The sequence below is a fragment of the Streptomyces sp. NBC_01296 genome (assembly GCF_035984415.1).
Classification (GTDB): Bacteria; Actinomycetota; Actinomycetes; order Streptomycetales; family Streptomycetaceae; genus Streptomyces.
Genome location: NZ_CP130720.1, coordinates 1,778,411 through 1,793,715 on the forward strand (window position 1 = coordinate 1,778,411; position 15,305 = coordinate 1,793,715).

18 protein-coding genes, 1 tRNA gene and 1 pseudogene are annotated in these 15,305 nt (G+C 70.4%); 6 read left to right on the top strand and 14 right to left on the bottom strand.

Features of this window, described 5'->3' with window-relative positions:
• Nucleotides 1–209: 209 nt before the first annotated feature.
• Together OG299_RS08310 and OG299_RS08315 are read right to left on the bottom strand one after the other, a co-directional pair.
• Nucleotides 210–1,436: an MFS transporter gene (locus tag OG299_RS08310; protein WP_442817582.1), complete on the bottom strand. Its 1,227-nt coding sequence runs from the start codon at nt 1,434–1,436 to the stop codon at nt 210–212.
• Nucleotides 1,433–2,794 (bottom strand): NAD(P)-binding domain-containing protein, encoded by a 1,362-nt coding sequence (locus tag OG299_RS08315; RefSeq protein WP_327361082.1) that lies wholly within the window; start codon nt 2,792–2,794, stop codon nt 1,433–1,435. Before OG299_RS08315 ends, OG299_RS08310 begins: the two co-directional genes overlap by 4 nt.
• A gap of 114 nt (nt 2,795–2,908) precedes the next feature.
• Between OG299_RS08315 and OG299_RS08320 the strand changes: the two genes are divergently transcribed.
• On the top strand, nt 2,909–3,271 hold the full coding sequence (locus tag OG299_RS08320; RefSeq protein ID WP_266635092.1) for an ArsR/SmtB family transcription factor: 363 nt from the start codon (nt 2,909–2,911) through the stop codon (nt 3,269–3,271).
• Nucleotides 3,268–3,762 carry a GNAT family N-acetyltransferase gene (locus OG299_RS08325; protein ID WP_266635090.1) on the top strand — a complete coding sequence of 165 codons (495 nt, stop codon included), beginning with the start codon at nt 3,268–3,270 and terminating at the stop codon, nt 3,760–3,762. The genes OG299_RS08320 and OG299_RS08325 overlap by 4 nt, the downstream gene beginning before the upstream one ends.
• A 2-nt stretch (nt 3,763–3,764) precedes the next feature.
• Here the strand turns inward: OG299_RS08325 and OG299_RS08330 are convergent, their stop codons facing one another.
• From OG299_RS08330 to OG299_RS08365, 8 genes are all read right to left on the bottom strand, one after another.
• Nucleotides 3,765–4,322 (bottom strand): DinB family protein, encoded by a 558-nt coding sequence (locus tag OG299_RS08330; protein ID WP_327361083.1) that lies wholly within the window; start codon nt 4,320–4,322, stop codon nt 3,765–3,767.
• Between the two features lie 186 nt (nt 4,323–4,508).
• Entirely contained in the window at nt 4,509–4,934 is a 426-nt protein-coding gene (locus OG299_RS08335; RefSeq protein ID WP_327361084.1) for an HIT family protein, read from the bottom strand.
• Nucleotides 4,935–5,297: 363 nt separating this feature from the next.
• The gene (locus OG299_RS08340; protein WP_327361085.1) at nt 5,298–5,864 is read right to left on the bottom strand and encodes a YidB family protein; all 567 of its coding nucleotides are present in this window, start codon (nt 5,862–5,864) and stop codon (nt 5,298–5,300) included.
• A 254-nt stretch (nt 5,865–6,118) separates the two neighbouring features.
• Nucleotides 6,119–6,886 (bottom strand): hypothetical protein, encoded by a 768-nt coding sequence (locus OG299_RS08345; RefSeq protein ID WP_327361086.1) that lies wholly within the window; start codon nt 6,884–6,886, stop codon nt 6,119–6,121.
• A gap of 369 nt (nt 6,887–7,255) precedes the next feature.
• Nucleotides 7,256–8,071 carry a sulfite exporter TauE/SafE family protein gene (locus OG299_RS08350; RefSeq protein ID WP_327361087.1) on the bottom strand — a complete coding sequence of 272 codons (816 nt, stop codon included), beginning with the start codon at nt 8,069–8,071 and terminating at the stop codon, nt 7,256–7,258.
• A gap of 169 nt (nt 8,072–8,240) precedes the next feature.
• The gene (locus OG299_RS08355; RefSeq protein ID WP_327361088.1) at nt 8,241–9,299 is read right to left on the bottom strand and encodes an ArsO family NAD(P)H-dependent flavin-containing monooxygenase; all 1,059 of its coding nucleotides are present in this window, start codon (nt 9,297–9,299) and stop codon (nt 8,241–8,243) included.
• Nucleotides 9,296–10,087, bottom strand: coding sequence for an aquaporin (locus OG299_RS08360; protein ID WP_327361089.1), 792 nt, complete (start codon nt 10,085–10,087; stop codon nt 9,296–9,298). Before OG299_RS08360 ends, OG299_RS08355 begins: the two co-directional genes overlap by 4 nt.
• Before the next feature lie 35 nt (nt 10,088–10,122).
• A complete protein-coding gene (locus tag OG299_RS08365) occupies nt 10,123–10,437 on the bottom strand; it encodes an ArsR/SmtB family transcription factor (protein ID WP_266635074.1) in 315 nt (104 codons plus the stop codon).
• A 149-nt stretch (nt 10,438–10,586) separates the two neighbouring features.
• Between OG299_RS08365 and OG299_RS08370 the strand changes: the two genes are divergently transcribed.
• Nucleotides 10,587–11,006, top strand: a complete 420-nt coding sequence (locus OG299_RS08370; RefSeq protein WP_266635897.1) for an arsenate reductase ArsC — start codon at nt 10,587–10,589, stop codon at nt 11,004–11,006.
• An 80-nt stretch (nt 11,007–11,086) separates the two neighbouring features.
• On the opposite strand, the gene OG299_RS08375 is transcribed toward OG299_RS08370, so the two are convergent.
• Together OG299_RS08375 and OG299_RS08380 are read right to left on the bottom strand one after the other, a co-directional pair.
• On the bottom strand, nt 11,087–11,350 hold the full coding sequence (locus tag OG299_RS08375) for a cation transporter (RefSeq protein ID WP_327361090.1): 264 nt from the start codon (nt 11,348–11,350) through the stop codon (nt 11,087–11,089).
• Nucleotides 11,350–11,553 (bottom strand): cupredoxin domain-containing protein, encoded by a 204-nt coding sequence (locus OG299_RS08380; RefSeq protein ID WP_327361091.1) that lies wholly within the window; start codon nt 11,551–11,553, stop codon nt 11,350–11,352. The genes OG299_RS08375 and OG299_RS08380 overlap by 1 nt, the downstream gene beginning before the upstream one ends.
• Nucleotides 11,554–11,942: 389 nt before the next feature.
• On the opposite strand from OG299_RS08380, the pseudogene OG299_RS42710 reads away from it, so the two are divergent.
• Nucleotides 11,943–12,692, top strand: a pseudogene (locus tag OG299_RS42710) (site-specific integrase); the annotation flags it as partial.
• Between the two features lie 297 nt (nt 12,693–12,989).
• Here the strand turns inward: OG299_RS42710 and OG299_RS08385 are convergent.
• Nucleotides 12,990–13,066 (bottom strand) — tRNA-Pro (locus OG299_RS08385).
• A 148-nt stretch (nt 13,067–13,214) separates the two neighbouring features.
• Between OG299_RS08385 and OG299_RS08390 the strand changes: the two genes are divergently transcribed.
• On the top strand, nt 13,215–13,916 hold the full coding sequence (locus OG299_RS08390; RefSeq protein WP_327361092.1) for a thiamine pyrophosphate-binding protein: 702 nt from the start codon (nt 13,215–13,217) through the stop codon (nt 13,914–13,916).
• 13 nt (nt 13,917–13,929) lie between these two features.
• A complete protein-coding gene (locus OG299_RS08395; protein WP_327361093.1) occupies nt 13,930–14,832 on the top strand; it encodes a transketolase family protein in 903 nt (300 codons plus the stop codon).
• 19 nt (nt 14,833–14,851) lie between these two features.
• Here OG299_RS08395 and OG299_RS08400 read toward each other — a convergent pair whose 3' ends face one another.
• Complete coding sequence (locus OG299_RS08400) at nt 14,852–15,208, bottom strand: MmcQ/YjbR family DNA-binding protein (protein ID WP_327361094.1); 357 nt, start codon at nt 15,206–15,208, stop codon at nt 14,852–14,854.
• Between the last annotated feature and the right edge of the window lie 97 nt (nt 15,209–15,305).

Consider the following 15,305-nt stretch of genomic DNA (forward strand, 5'->3'; position numbering starts at 1 on the left):
AAAGCACAGTCGGGACGACAGGATTTGAACCTGCGACCCCTTGACCCCCAGATCGATGGGTCGGAGAAAAAATCCTGACATACAGCACAACCTCATGGCGCACAGCGTGCACACCCGTACATGCTGTGCGCCCATCGACGTGGGCACTGGTCCCCAACTGGTCCCCAAGGGGCACCACATGACCCTCGGGCCCGCCATGCCCTCTTGACTTACGGAGCTGATGTCGCGTCACTCCGTCCCCGCACCGCGAGGCACGCGGCCACACCGGAGAGCACCGCGAGCATCCCGAAGAGCTGGGGGTAGCCGCCGAGAGGGCCGGCCAGGGCGGCGCCAGCCCAGGGGGCGAGGGCGGCGGCGATGCGAGCCGGGGCGCCGAGGAGTCCGGAGAGGTGGCCGTAGTGGGTGGTGCCCCACCGGTCGGTGACGGCGGTGGCCTGCAGGAGGGTGAGGTTGCCGCGGACGACTCCTGCCAAGACTGCGAGGACAACCAGCAGGGGCAGCGGACCTGGGATGAGGGCGAGCGCTGCCGTGGTCGCGCCGCCGAGGGCGATGAGGGCGACCGTGCGGCCGGTGACCGAGGTACGGCCGGCCAGGCTCGCGTAGAGGGTGCGACCGAGGGTCTGGCCCGCGCCGCCGAGTCCCAGAGCCCAGGCGGCTGTTGTGGCGTCGACACCGCGTTCGGTGAGGAGCGGGATCAGCCCGATGACGACGGCGTACATGGCGAAGCTGGAGAGGGTGAAGGCCGCCGCCAGGACTACGAAGGGGCGAGTCTTGGCTACCGGGGTGCGGTCGGTGGTGGGCGGGGCCGCAGGCGCCGGGGGCCAGGGGGCTCGTAGGGCCAGGGCGTGGGCCGGGATGGTGATCGCGGCCAGGATGAGGGCGAGGACGGCATACGTCTGCCGCCAGCTGAGGTGGTCCGCGAGGGCGGCGGTGAGCGGTGCGAAGACGGTGGAGGCCAGGCCGCCGGCCAGGGTGATGATGGTCAGCGCCCGGACCCGGTCCGGTCCCCACCAGCGGGTGACGGCGGCGAAGGCGGGCGGGTAGAAGGTGGCCGCCATGGCGATTCCGGCCAGGGTCCAGCCGAGAAAGAAGGCGGGCAAATTGGGAGCGGCGGCGATGGTCAGGACGGCGAGGACTCCGATGCCGGATCCGGCGGTCATCACCGCTCGGGGACCTCGGCGGTCGAGTATCCGGCCGACAGGGATTCCGACCAGAGCGGAGACGAGCAGGGCCAGGGAGAATGCGCCGGTGGTCGCGTTGGCGGACCAGCCGGTGTCGGCCGTGAGGCGCGGGAGGAGTACGGGGAAGGCGTAGTAGACGATGCCCCAGCTGGTGATCTGGGTGGCGCACAGGGCGGGCAGGGCGGCGCGCGGCCGCGACCGGACCCCCGTTCCGGTCGCGGCCACGCTGGCCTGGGTGTTGGGCACGGTGGTCAGCAGCCGCCGGAGGAGGCGGGGGCTCCGATGCTGAGGGTGGCCGGGGCGGCGCAGCAGCCGCCGCCGGTCTCTTCGGCGGCCTCGGGCTGGTCGAAGAGACCCGCGCCGCCGCACACGCCGGTCTCCGGGAGGGTGAGTTCGACGCGCTCGGCGGCTTCGCGGTCGCCGGCGAGGGCGGCGGCGATGGAGCGGACCTGCTCGTAGCCGGTCATGGCGAGGAAGGTCGGCGCGCGGCCGTAGGACTTCATGCCGGCGAGGTAGACGTCCTTCTCCGGGTGGGAGAGCTCGGTGGCTCCGTGGGGGTAGACGGTGCCGCAGGAGTGCTGGTTGGGGTCGATCAGCGGGGAGAGCTCGACCGGGGCCTGGAGGCGCTCGTCCAGGCCGAGGCGCAGCTCGTCCAGGAAGGTGAGGTCGGGGCGGAAGCCGGTCAGGACGATGACCTCGTCGACCGGGTCCAGTCGGCGGCCATCCTCACCGACGAGGACCAGGCGGCCGTCCCCGGTCTTCTCGATGGCGTCGGTGCGGAATCCGGTGACCGCGTCGGCATAGCCGCCGTCTACCGCGGCCTTGGCCGCGAGGCCGAGGGCGCCACGGGCGGGCAGCTGGTCGGCAGTACCGCCGCCGAAGGTGGAGCCGCTGATCCCGCGACGGAGGATCCAGGTCGCGTGCGTCCCGGTGCCGCCCTCCGCCTTGGCGAGATCGGCGAGGTAGGCCAGAGCGGTGAAGGCGGAGGCGCCCGAGCCGATGACGGCAGTGCGCTTGCCGGCGTAGCGGGTGCGGACGGCGGGGTCCTTGAGGTCGGGGACGCGGTACGTGATGTGGTCGGCCGCGCTCTTCTCGCCGAGTGCGTGCAGGCCGCTGCCGCCGGCCGGGCTGGGGGTGGACCAGGTTCCGGAGGCATCGATGACGGCACGGGCGAAGATCCTCTCCTCGCGGCCCTCGGGGCTGCTGAGGTGCACGACGAAGGGCTGGGTCTCACGGTCGGCGTCGACGATGCGGTCCCGGCCGGTGCGCGAGACACCGGTGACCGTCGCGTTGTAGCGGACACGGTCACCGAGGACGTCGGCCAGGGGCTGGAGGTAGAGCTCGGCCCAGTCGCCACCGGACGGGTACGTGGCACCGTCCGGCTTCACCCAGCCGGTGGGGGCGAGGAGCTTCTCCGCCTCGGGGTCGACGACCTCGGACCAGGTGGAGAACAGGCGTACGTGCGACCAGTCGCGCACCGCGGACGCGGCGACCGGTCCGGCCTCCAGGACCAGGGGCTCGATGTCCCGCTCGATGAGCCGGGCAGCCGCGGCGAGTCCGATCGGGCCGGCGCCGATCACGACGACGGGCAGGGCTTCGGTGGATGCGTTCACGGCGGGCTCCCCAGTTGATTCGACGTCTGTCGATGTCCTGACGCCTCCAGAGTGGACCCTGGATCGACGTTCGTCAACATAGACATGTGTCGAAATTTCTCGGATGATGGGGGCATGACTACGAAGGTGTTGCCGCTGCTGGAGCCGGAGGCCGTGGCGGCGTGCTGCCCGCCCCTGTCTGAGCGCCCGCTGACGGCCGAGGAGGCCGAGCGGACCGCCGTCATGTTCAAGGCCCTGGGCGACCCGGTCCGCCTGAGGCTGTTCTCGCTGGTCGCCTCACACGAGGGCGGCGAGGCATGCGTGTGCGACATCTCCGACGTGGGTGTCTCCCAGCCGACGGTCTCCCATCACCTGAAGAAGCTGCGCGAGGCCGGGCTGCTGTCCTCCGAACGGCGCGGCACCTGGGTGTACTACCGGGTCGAGCCCGCGGTGCTCGCCGCCATGGGCCAGCTCCTGACCCGCGCGGCCTCCGCATGAGCATCACCATCGCGCCGCTGGCCGAAGCGCACGCGGACGAGGTCCTGGCGATCTACCAGGCGGGGATCGACGAGGGCAACGCCACCTTCGAGACCACCGCCCCCACCTGGGAGGCGTTCGAGGCGGGCAGGCTGCCGGAGCACCGCTTCGCCGCCGTCGGCGACGACGGCAAGGTCCTGGGCTGGGTCGCGGCGAGCAGGGTATCGGACCGGTGCGCGTACGCGGGCGTGGTCGAACACTCCGTCTACGTCCACCCTGCCGCCCGTGGCCAGGGTGTCGCCTCCGCCCTGTTGACGGCCCTCATCGGCTCGACGGAGGCCGCGGGGATCTGGACGATCCAGTCCGGCATCTTTCCCGAGAACCGCGCCAGCCTCGCCCTCCACCAGCGGGCCGGCTTCCGGGTCATCGGCACCCGCGAGCGCATCGGCCGCCACCACGGCGCGTGGCGCGACGTGGTCCTGCTGGAGCGCCGCAGCCCGCGGATCAGCTGACCTCAGTCCTCCCGTCGCAGCCCGTCGCCGCTGTTCAGGGTGAGCTGGCGGTGGTGGAAGTCGAAGTGCTGCGTCGGGTATCGGTAGATGTCCGCGAGCGTCATGAAGTCCTTGAAGAAGGGGTCCCACCGGACGGGGTAGTGCATACCGCAGGCCAGGTCGGCGTCGGACTCGGCGGCCAGCCGGCGTTGGAGGGAGTCGAGGACGCGGTCGAAGGCGGCCCCCATCCGGCGCGGCCCGTAGACCTTCACGGCGCCACGTGGACCCGCGTAGTTGACCCAGTCGAACGGCACGGTTCCCCCGTTCAGAAGTCGGGCGAACGCCCTGCTGGCCCCCTGGGGAAGCCGCCCGAAGACACGGACCAGGACCAGCAGAGCCCGGACGACCATGTAGCCGAAGAGCATGTGCCACAGCAGCTCCCCATTGGTCCACTTGGTACCAAGGGTCGGCCGGGCAAGGTCCGCCTCGGAGGCAGAGTCCAGCAGTTGGTGGAAGGTGCGGCGGGCTCGTTCGTAATCCTCGTACACGGCCTGCCGGTCCATCGGAGTCGTGTTCGCCATCGTCTGCCAGCTCCCGATCGGCCCACGGCACGGTGCCCGACGTCGCGATGATGACCGTTTCCCCGCACGCGCACCACCTGCCGACGGGCTGGCGTTGTTCACGAGGTGTTTCGGCGTCGATTGTTCAGGGCTTGGGGAGACGCCAAGATCGGGTCGGAGTCGATGTTCATGAGAACGGGCTCTGGCTCAACTTGTGTGGTGCCGGCCCGAAGCAAGAGCGTCGGCAAGCCGCGCCACCGGATCGCCAGTGACGTGATGTACGGAGCGTCCGGCCGGCCAGGTCGAGATTCCATCGTCCACCCACCTCGGGACGACGTGGAAGTGCAGATGGGGCACTGACTGCTCCGATCCCGGGCCGCTGGCGCTGAGGATGTTCACGCCTGAGGCGTTCAAGGCTGTCCGCGCGGCCTCGGCCACGCGCTGGACCAGTGCCGTCACCACTGCGAGGACGTCGGGCGGAGTCTCAAAGACATCCGCGTAATGGAGCGTTGGAACCACCAGAGTGTGACCCGGCGCCAGCGGGTTCAGTGGAACGAAGGCACAGGCCATCGGGCCACGAGCCACCCAGCTCGCGGTGCCTTCACGAATGAGCCCGCAGAAGATGCAGTCCATGTGACCGACCCTGCCAGATGCGGGATGTCAATCGCCAGCCAGTTCGAGGTCTGGTGGGGATGGCCGGGACAGCCCACGACTTCACAGAAGTTGTGCCAGAACCCGAAAACGGGAGGCACCTCGCGGGCCCTCCCGCCGGCCGGGTGGAGGGTACGCGTCGGTTGGACCCCGCCCCGCCGGGCTTCGGCGTCTTGGTGGCGCGGGACCGGGCGGCCAGGCCGCCCTGGAAACTCTTGGTGCCGTCTGCGCTGCACCCGACGGCAGGGTTGTTCAGACCAACCCTGCACACCCCACGGCGTCGGCACTGCGTCACACACGGTGCCAACGCCGTGGCTGCGAGGGCGCTGGTTTTCGGTCTTGGGCTTACTGGGAGCGAGGCACAGCGTCGAAGATCACGGTCATGTCGGCCGTGTAGAGCCCGTTCTGGGTGTCGAGCGGGCGTGCGGCGGTGATCGTCATGTCGGCTTGGGTTCCGGGAGTGGAGGTCGCGTCGTCCAAGACCTCTTGAGGGATTGCGGTCAGCGTCACGCCATTGGACTTGGTGGTCAGTGCGATGGCGTCGGACCCGTTGTAGAGAGAGGCGGGTCCTCCTTCGATGTAGGCGTGGATGCTGCCTGCCGTTCGGGCTTGGATGGCGACGGTTTCGTCCTGGGCGCGGGCCAATTCGACGTGGCCGTTGGGGGAGGCGGTGTCGATGAGGCCGGGGAGATCTGCGGCGAGACTTGCGGCGAGGTCGCCGGGCTCGCGGCCGAGGGATTCGGCGGCCTGGGCGAGCCGGTCCTCCCCGATGGCCCGGGTGATCTGTTCGGCGGTCACGGGCTCGTTGGGTCCGGAGCTGATCCAGGACCGCAGCTGCGGTTCCAGACCGGCGTCCGAGAGGCCCTTCACCGAGATCGAAACGGTTGTCGGCGTCGCCACGCCGTCGTTCACAGGATCGGTCATGAGGGGATCTTTCCCGCCCACGCAAGATCAAACGCAAGGTGGATCTGACCTCTGCAAGGTCCACTGCTACGGCGTTGGGGACCAACGGGCAGTGGTTGGCGGTAACGGTAGTTTCAGTGCCGACCGCTGTGACTGCCAGGATCCGACTCACCGCCAGCTGACCGTTACCGCGACCGGTAGCGGGTAACGGTCAGCTGGCTGTAGGCGCTGAGTGGGGTCAGCAGTGATGTGTACGGCTGCCGCTAGTGGAAGCGGATGATGACGCACCCACCCTGCCCGCCCCGCCCGTCGTAACCGGGATTGCCGTTGCCGCTAGCGCTGCCACCGGAGCCAGCAAGGCCGACCGCGCCGCAGGAGGCGGGAACCGGGCCGGCGGCGCTGCCGCCAGCGCCGCCGCTGCCGCCAGCGCTGCCCCGGCCTCTGGTGCCGTTGCCGCCCGTGCCGCCTGGCTTGTATCCGCAGGGGCCTTCGCCGGGGCTTTGGCCGCCAGTGCCGGGTCGGCCGCTGAGGGTGCCGTAGATGGCGCCGCCACCGCCGATGCCACCGGGCATGGTGTCGGTACGGCCGCCGAGGGACACGGAGGTGGCGCCGCCACCGCCGCCCTTGCGGCCGTCATCCGAGCCGCCTACGGCGGAGCTGACACCGCCGCCGCCCCCTACCCCGCCACGGCCCACGGTGATGCGCACATCGTCGCCGTGCTTGACGAAGTAGTGGCACTCCATGCGCCCGCCGCCACCGCCACCACCGCCCCCGCTGCCATCCGTCGAGCCGACGCTGCCACCACCACCGCCGCCGCCAGCGCCGATGAGGGTAACGGTGACCGTGAGTGCGCCGTTCGGCAGCTCACAGGACGCAGCTCCTGCTGTCTTGAACGTGACGCCACTCACGCAGGTGTTTGCGGCGTTTGCCGGAGAGGCCAGTGTCACGGGCGCCACCACGCCCCCGACCGTCAGCGCAACTGCCGCGGCCAAGAGCTTGCGTACTCGGTGCGGAGGATTGTTCATCGTCATGTCCGAGGATGCTATGGAGTCAGGTGGGCCATCGCCCCGCAACTGGCGGCCCACCACTCAATCGTGGGACTCGCCGATTCGGCTGACCAGCGCGCGCTGCCACCTGCGGAGGTCGGCTTAGCGCCATCCGCTGCCCCGCTGGTCCCCAAGGCCGTGCTACGAGACAGCCCCAGCAGGCCCAGGTGCTGTCGAAACTCGGGTTCTGGCTCAACTTCTGTGGACCTGCGCCCTGCGCTGAGTCGGGCCAGCGCACTGACCAGCTGGTTCTCGTCGTTCAGCGTCTCGAAGTACCGAGCGTCGAGCCGTCACCACAGAAGTTGAGCCAGAACCTGAGAACGGGAGGCACCCCGACGCGACGGCTCGGCCGAGTCAGTTGTGACGGGCGAGCTTGACTGCGGAGATGAGCAGGATCACGGCCAGCGCGGGGATGAGGACCACGTCCGGGAACACGCCCAGCAGCAGCCCGCCCAGGACCGCGCCGGTGATCGAGCCTGCGGCCATGACGATGGTGAAGCGGCGGTTCGCGCCCAGGACGTCGAAGCTGCCGTCGCGGCTGTAGCGGGCGAACGCCACCAGCATCGTGGGCAGGGACACCAGCAGGGAGAGGCTGCCGGCGGTCTTGATGTCCTCCCCGAACAGCAGCACGATCGTCGGGATCAGCAGCTCGCCGCCGGCCACGCCCATGATCGCCGCGACGACACCGATGCCGAACCCGGCGACGACACCGGCAGGCACCTGCGCCCACAGCGGCAGGTCGAGCGTGCTCAGGGCGGTGGTGTGCGTGATCACCAGGGCGACCGCCATGAGCACCATCAGAACAGCCAGCACCTTGTAGAGGGTCGAGGAACGCATCCGCACTGCCCAGGATGCTCCGGCCCAGGCACCCAGCAGGCTTCCGGCCAGCAGGTTGACCGCGACGGGCCAGCGTGCGGCCACCTCGGCGGCCGGGACCGCCGCCAGACGGGCAGGCAGTGCGACCAGGACCACGACCAGGCTCATCGCCTTGTTCAGGATGACGGCCGAGAGCGCGGCGAATCCGAAGAGGCTGATCAGGAGCGGCAGGCGGAACTCCGCGCCGCCCAGCCCGATCATTCCGCCCAGCACGCCGATGGCCGCTCCCGCACCGAACACCACCGGTGCCGTGGGCGTCGCGCGGAGGGGGCTGAGGTTCTGGTCAGTGCGCATGATGGGCATCTTTGCTGGTCACGGGCCCGCCTGCTACGGCCCGGCCCGACCTTCAGGGAAAGCCACCGGATACGGGCCCAGGACTTGTCAGGACCTCCGAGCACCGGATTCGACCCGGCCCCTCGCCTCTGCCCAGCAGGCCTGGTGCTGCCGAAACTCCGTCTGAGGGTCAGGCTTGCAGAATCTCCGAGATGTCCCGGGCTGCGTCGCGGGCAGTGCGGCCGACGCCGATGAGGGTGGCGGAGGCGGGGCCGGTCCAGTCGCCGTAGCCGAGCAGGTGCAGGCGGGGTTCGTCGACGGCCCGGGTGCCGACGGTCGCGATGTGGCCCCGAGTGCCGCGCAGGCGCAGTGAGGCGAAGTGGGCGAGGGCGGGGCGGAAGCCGGTGCACCAGATGACCGCGTCCGCTTCAGCGACGGCGCCGTCGGCCCACTCGGCTCCGATGGTGGTGAGCCGGGTGAACATCGGCTTCGCATGAAGGAGTCCGGCGTCGCGGGCGGCGCGTACGGGCGGCACGGCGACGATGTCGCCGAGGGAGGCCACGCCACCGGTGTCGGTGAGTCCTACGTCCAGAGCACGACGGCGAGCGGTTGCGGCGTCGAAGAGGGCCCGGCCGTCGATGTCGTCGGCCAGATAGCGGGGCGGACGCAGGGTGACCCAGGTCAGGTCGGCCACAGAGGCGAGGTCGGCGGCGATCTGGGCACCGGAGTTGCCGCCGCCGACCACGATCACCCTCTGGCCAGCAAACTCGGCCGGGCTCTTGTACTGCACCGTGTGGACCTGGCGGCCGGAGAACTCCCGCCGACCGGGGACAGCGGGGATGAACGGGCGGGTCCAGGTGCCGGTCGCGGTGACGACCGCGCGGGCCCGCCAGTCGCCCGAGTCGCTCTCCACCCGCAGACGAGCGCCTTCGCGGTGGACAGCGTCGACCCATACGCCGCGCTGGACCGGCAGCTCGTACCGCTTCTCGTAGTCGGCGAGGTACTCCACGACATGCTGCGCGTCCGGGTACGTCTGGCCGGGCTGGGCGGGCATCAGCCGCCCGGGCAGCGAGGAGTACTGCGCCGGAGAGAACAGATGGAGGGAGTCCCAGGTGTGCTGCCATGCCCCGCCGGGTGCGGCCTGGGCGTCGAGGATGACGTGCTCGACGCCCAGGCGGCGCAGGTGGTAGCCGGCGGCAAGCCCTGCTTGGCCGCCGCCGATCACCACCACGGCCGTGCGCTCCGTCATGCCGCGGGCTGCTCCGTGTCGTTCTTGCCGCGCATGAAGATGACCGCCACCAGAGCCAGGCCCACCACCGCGCCGACCAGCTGCATGCCGACGAACGCCGGGACCGAGCCGGGGGCGATGCCCGCGAACGTGTCGGTAAAGGCGCGGCCGATGGTCACCGCCGGGTTGGCGAAGGAGGTGGAGGAGGTGAACCAGTACGCGGCACCGATGTACGAGGCGACCGCGACGGGCGCGAAGCGGAGCCGGTCGGTGCGGGCCAGGCCGAAGATCAGCAGGATCAGGCCGGCGGTCGCAACGAGCTCACCGAGAAGGAGGTTTCCGGCGGAGCGGTCGTGCGTGGACCACTTGACCAGCGGCTCGCCGAACATCGCGTCCGCCAGGATCGCGCCCGCGATCGCACCGACGATCTGCGAAGGCACGTACACGGCCAGCTCGCGGGCGGTGACTCCGGCGCCACCGCGGCGGGCGGTCCACCACTCGGCCAGCGTGACGGCCGGGTTGAAGTGTGCGCCGGAGACCGGCCCGAGCAGGGCGATCAGGACGCCGAGGCCGAAGACCGTGGCCGTGGAGTTGGCCAGCAGCTGGAGAGCCACGTCCTGCGTGAGCTTCGTGGCCTGGATGCCGGAGCCGACGACGATCGCGACCAGCGCGGCAGAGCCCACCAGCTCGGCGGCGGCGCGGGCGATCAGCGGAGTGCGGGGCGGGGTCGCGCCGGGTGCGGGCTGGGGCTCGTCGGCGGCTATGTCGCTCTCCGCTGCGGGGGCGGCGACGGGCTCGGTGGCGGTCAAGACGGGTTCTCCTCGGGCAGGTGAGGCAGAGCGGGCTATGGGCAGGACCGCTTGAGGTTCGCTTCGGCGGTGGCACGCGCGGTCGTGGCGAGGTCGGCGAACTGACCGGCGAGGGCTTCGATGACTTCCGGGCGCAGCCGGTAGTAGATGTACCTCCCGCATGGCTCCGTATCCACGACCCCGGCCTCGCGCAGCACCTTCAGGTGGTTGGAGAGGTTCGTCTGCTTGGCACCCGTCTCTTCCACAAGGTGGGTGGTGCACAGCGTCTCGCGCGCGAGCAGGGTCACGATCTGGAGCCTGAGCGGGTCGGCCAGAACCCGGATCAGATCAGTGTCGACTGACGTCATCATGGGCTGATACTGTCACATCAGCCGAGGATGACACCAGTCCGAGCTGACCTTATTGCCGACGCCTGCCCCATGCCGCTGACCGAACAGGTCGCCCAGGCGCCGCCGACATCGTGATCACGATCGCAGTCGCCTACTCCAAGGAAGAACAGATGTCCTCCGCTCCCAGCGCCTCTGTCCTGTTCGTCTGCATCCACAACGCGGGCCGCTCCCAGATGGCGGCCGGGTTCCTGCGGCACCTCGCCGGGGACCGCGTCGAGGTCCGCTCCGCCGGCTCCGTCCCTGGAGACCGGATCAACCCCTCCGCCGTGGCCGCCATGGCGGAGCTGGGCATCGACATCTCCGACCAGAAGCCGAAGGTCCTCACCCCCGAGGCCGCCCAGGCATCGGACTACATCATCACGATGGGCTGCGGCGACGCCTGCCCGTACTTCCCCGGCAAGACCTACCTCGACTGGCAGCTCGAGGACCCGGCCGGCCAGGGCGTCGAGGCCGTCCGCCCCATCCGCGACGAGATCAAGGGCCTCATCGAGGGCCTGATCGCCGAGATCGACGCCAAGCCGAAGGCCTGACCGGAAGTGCCCGCCTCCGGGTGGGGGCCCCGCACCCCAGGACTGATCCGGGTGCGGGGCCTTGTCGCAGCGGCTGCGGCCTACACGGCGAGCCGGGCCTTGCAGTCGCCCGCCCCGTCCACCGCGGCGACGAGAGTCGCGCTGTCGACGTGTGCGCCCTCCTCCAGACGGACGATGCTGCGCCCGGAGCGGGTGTCCGTGGTGGCCGAGCGGACGCCGGGGAGGTCTTCCAGCTCGTCGTCGATGAGGAGGCCGCAGCTGGTGCAGTGCATGCCTTCGATGAGGAGCTCGACCTGGAAGCCGCCGTCGGCTTCAGTCTTGTTCTTTCGGCTGAAGAGCTTCATTACAAGTCCTTCTTGAACTCGATGGCGCCGGTCTGCATGCCCATGGCGCATGTGAAACGGAGGGTTCCCGGCTTGCGGGTGCCCAGGTCGACGTCGGTGTCACCGTCGCGTTTGACGATCTCCTGCACCCCGAGTTCGGGGATGGTGAACGCCCTGGCGCAGCCGCCCGAGTCCTTGCCGTGCAGCACGAGCGTGGTGGGCACGCCGGCCTTCGCGGTGAACTGGGTGGGGTGTAGAAGTCCGTCACGGTCAGCGTGATGATCTGTCGCCCGGATGCGTCCGTACGTACGGGGGTCTCGGGCGGCTTCTGCGAGTCACCGCCACCCCCGGAACCGCTGCCGTCGCCGCCTTCGACGATGAACGGGCCGCTCACCGAGGTCTGCCGGCCCGGTGAGGGTGAGTCGAAGGAGACCCGGCCGCCTGCCTGCAGCGCGGAGAGCATGGTCCAGGCGGCGACGGCCAGCACCACGACACCGGTGAGTCCGGCCAGCTTGCCCGAGAGTGCCTGGCTGCTGCGCCGGAACAGGGTCGTTACTCCTGCATGGCGCGTTACCGGGACTACGTCCGCAACCTCGTCCCGGCCTTCGGGACTATGAAACTGGACGAGCTCGGGCACCGGCACATCGCCGCGTTCGTCACCAGCGAGCTCGCCGCAGGCCGCGGCAAGACCACCCTCTACCGGCGCCTTGCCACCCTCTCCAGGGCGCTCGGCGACGCAGTCCGCCACCATCGCCTCGCCCACAACCCTGCCAGTCCCCCGGCACTGCACCGGCCACCGTCGCCCGAGCGGCGGATCTGGACCACGGACGAGGCCGTCCGCTTCCTCCAGCACTGCCATCAGGCAGACCCGGACATGGCCGACCTGTTCGAGTTCCTCATCGGCACCGGCCTGCGCAAAGGAGAGGCCCTCGGTCTGCACTGGGACGACGTCCACCTGCCCGAGCGCGTCCTCTATGTACGGTGCACGCTCTCCGCGATCGACAACAACCACCTCGTCATCACCACGCCCAAGACCCGTACCAGTCGGAACTGGGTCGCCGTCTCACCCCGCGTCGCCACCGCACTCGAGCACCGGGCCCGGTCAAGGGCCCGCCGACACAGCGACCCCAGCGATCCATTCACCGGACTCGTCTTCTGCAGACCCGACGGCCGACCCCTGCGACCCCACACCGTCCTCGACCGGCTCCGGCAACTCTCCAAAGAGGCCGGTGTACCGCGGGTGACCGTTCACGACCTGCGACACCTCGCCGCCACCATCACCATCACCGCCGGCGTCCCCCTCACGATGGTCTCCAAGACGCTGCGGCACTCCACCCTCTCGACCACCGCGAACATCTACAGCCACCTCACCCAACAGGCCGCCCGCGAAGCCGTCGACACCATCGACCACACCCTCACCCGGGCCCAGAAACGAAACGACCGACGGGCCTGGCTGGAACGGCTGCGACCACCACGCGACCACCTCCAGCACCTCCGCGAAGCCCTCAACCGGCTCCGCTCCCCCGCCCGACCGACTTCCACCCCACCGCCAACCAACCCCGAAGCGGGCGTGCGACCACAATGCGACCACCAGCATTCCGGGCACGGAAAAGGCCGCCCCCTCATGGATGAGAGAACGGCCTACGACCTGCGTAAACGCTGGTCGGGACGACAGGATTTGAACCTGCGACCCCTTGACCCCCAGTCAAGTGCGCTACCAAGCTGCGCCACGTCCCGATGCCCGCTGACCTGGGGTTTCCCCTGGTTGAACGCGCAGGAGAACAATACCGCACTTCGCGGGGTGGTCGCGCGCGGCTTTCCCGGGGCCGGGTCACGCCGAGGAGGCGCTTGACCTCAAGTGGACTTGAGGTTGCACGATCGGTGCATGACACAGGCAAGCGCGGACACGGGGTTCCGCTACGAGGATCTGAGCCGGCTCATGGCGCTCATGACCGGGGCCGAGAAGCACGGGCCCGCCGCCACCTCCACCCTTGACGTGCTCTGGGTGCTCTACGACCGGGTGCTGCGCGTCGGGCCGGCGAGCGCCGAGGAGCCCGGGCGGGACCGGTTCCTGCTCTCCAAGGGGCACGGGCCGATGGCGTACTACGCCGTGCTCGCCGCCAAGGGGTTCTTCCCGGTGGACTGGCTGAGCGGCTTCGGCTCGTACGAGTCCCCCCTCGGCCACCACCCGGACCGCACCCTGATCCCCGGAGTGGAGATCGGCAGCGGCTCGCTCGGACACGGGCTGCCGCTCGCCGTCGGCAGTGCGCTCGGGCTGCAGGCGCAGGGGCTGGACGAGTCGGCGGTGTGGGTGCTGATCGGGGACGCCGAGCTCGACGAGGGCAGCAACCACGAGGCCCTCGCGTACGCCGGGGCGGCCGGGCTGGAGCAGCTGCACACGGTGGTGATCGACAACGACTCCGCGACCCACGGCTGGCACGGCGGGATCGCCTCCCGCTTCGAGGCGGCCGGCTGGTCGGCCGTGACCGTCGACGGCCGGGACCACGCGGCGCTGCACGCCGCCTTCACCACACCGCATCCGGGCCGGCCGCACGCCGTCATCGCCCGTGTCGAGAAGAAGCAGTAGGGCAGGGGGAAACATGGACACCATGCGGGAGCGGTTCGTCTCCGTCACATCGCGCGCGCTCGACGAGGATCCTCGGCTTGCGCTCGTGCTCGCCGAGATCACCATGGACGGGTTCCGGCCCGACCGGCAGCGCCACCCGAACCGGGTGATCAACGTCGGGATCAGGGAGCAGCTGCTCGTCGGAGTCGGCGGCGGGCTGGCCCTCACCGGGCTGCGGCCGATCATGCACACCTTCGCCAGCTTCCTGGTGGAGCGGCCGTTCGAGCAGGTCAAGCTGGACTTCGGGCACCAGGGCACCGGCGGGGTGCTGGTCAGCGCGAGCGCCAGCTACGACTGGCCGGCCGGCGGGTTCACGCACATGGCGCCGGGTGACGTGGCCCTGATGGACACCCTCGACGGCTGGACCGTCCACGTGCCGGGGCACCCGGACGAGGCCGAGGCGCTGCTGCGCCACGCGTACGCCGCCGGGGACGACAAGGTGTACGTCCGGCTCTCCCAGCAGTCGAACGCCGCCGCGCGCCCGGTGGGCGGCCTGCGCTTGCGGACCGTACGGGAGGGCAGCGCCGAAGCCGGTGTCGTCGTCGCGGTCGGCCCGCTGCTGGACAACGTCCTCGCCGCGACGGCGGGCCTGGACGTGACCGTGCTGTACGCCACCACCGTGCGGCCCTTCGACGACGCGGCTCTGCGCGAGGCCGTCGGCCGCGCCACGACCGACGTGGTCCTCGTCGAGCCGTACCTGGCCGGCACCTCCACCGCGGCCGCGGCCCAGGCCCTCTCGGAGGTCCCGCACCGGGTCCTCGGCCTCGGCGTCGGGCGCGCCGAGCTCCGGCGCTACGGCACGATCGAGGAGCACACCGCCGCGCACGGCCTGGACCCGCACTCCCTCCGCGAGCGGATCAGCGCCTTCCTGCGGTGAGGCCCCCGCCGGTCGCCCCTCAGTTCCCCGCCAGTTCCGGATGGGCAGCGGCCAGGCGTTTGGGGGCCGCCTGGAACCAGGAGTCGACCAGGATCGCGCGCAGCTCGGCGGCGCCCTCCAGCGCCGCCAGGCGGACGCGGAGCCAGGCGTAGTTGTCGTCGTGGCCTGCCCGGACGAAGAACTTCTCCGGCTCGGCGGCGATCAGCTCCGCGCGGTCCTCCTTCGGGCACTTCACCCCGATCGAGGCGTCGTCCTCGCCGAGGGCGGCGAATATCTTCCCGCCCACCCGGAACGTGGGCATGCCCCAGGCGAGCTTCTCGCTGCTGTCGGGGAGCGACAGCGCGGTCGTACGGACGTCCTCGGCGGTCACGGCCATCGCGCGACTCCTCTCCGGCCAGCGGTCGGGCTTCGGGCTGATGTCGTCGACCGTAGCGCCCGGCACTGACAGCCGCCCCCGGGCAGCGGTCCCTGCG

What these genes read in the sequence shown, in the direction of transcription:
- OG299_RS08320 (WP_266635092.1), top strand. Translation starts at nt 2,909, where the DNA reads ATGACTACGAAGGTGTTGCCGCTGCTGGAGCCGGAGGCCGTGGCGGCG.
- OG299_RS08325 (WP_266635090.1), top strand. Translation starts at nt 3,268, where the DNA reads ATGAGCATCACCATCGCGCCGCTGGCCGAAGCGCACGCGGACGAGGTC.
- OG299_RS08330 (WP_327361083.1), bottom strand. Translation starts at nt 4,322, where the DNA reads ATGGCGAACACGACTCCGATGGACCGGCAGGCCGTGTACGAGGATTAC.
- OG299_RS08335 (WP_327361084.1), bottom strand. Translation starts at nt 4,934, where the DNA reads ATGGACTGCATCTTCTGCGGGCTCATTCGTGAAGGCACCGCGAGCTGG.
- OG299_RS08345 (WP_327361086.1), bottom strand. Translation starts at nt 6,886, where the DNA reads ATGACGATGAACAATCCTCCGCACCGAGTACGCAAGCTCTTGGCCGCG.
- OG299_RS08350 (WP_327361087.1), bottom strand. Translation starts at nt 8,071, where the DNA reads ATGCGCACTGACCAGAACCTCAGCCCCCTCCGCGCGACGCCCACGGCA.
- OG299_RS08355 (WP_327361088.1), bottom strand. Translation starts at nt 9,299, where the DNA reads ATGACGGAGCGCACGGCCGTGGTGGTGATCGGCGGCGGCCAAGCAGGG.
- OG299_RS08365 (WP_266635074.1), bottom strand. Translation starts at nt 10,437, where the DNA reads ATGATGACGTCAGTCGACACTGATCTGATCCGGGTTCTGGCCGACCCG.
- OG299_RS08370 (WP_266635897.1), top strand. Translation starts at nt 10,587, where the DNA reads ATGTCCTCCGCTCCCAGCGCCTCTGTCCTGTTCGTCTGCATCCACAAC.
- OG299_RS08375 (WP_327361090.1), bottom strand. Translation starts at nt 11,350, where the DNA reads ATGAAGCTCTTCAGCCGAAAGAACAAGACTGAAGCCGACGGCGGCTTC.
- OG299_RS08390 (WP_327361092.1), top strand. Translation starts at nt 13,215, where the DNA reads ATGACACAGGCAAGCGCGGACACGGGGTTCCGCTACGAGGATCTGAGC.
- OG299_RS08395 (WP_327361093.1), top strand. Translation starts at nt 13,930, where the DNA reads ATGGACACCATGCGGGAGCGGTTCGTCTCCGTCACATCGCGCGCGCTC.
- OG299_RS08400 (WP_327361094.1), bottom strand. Translation starts at nt 15,208, where the DNA reads ATGGCCGTGACCGCCGAGGACGTCCGTACGACCGCGCTGTCGCTCCCC.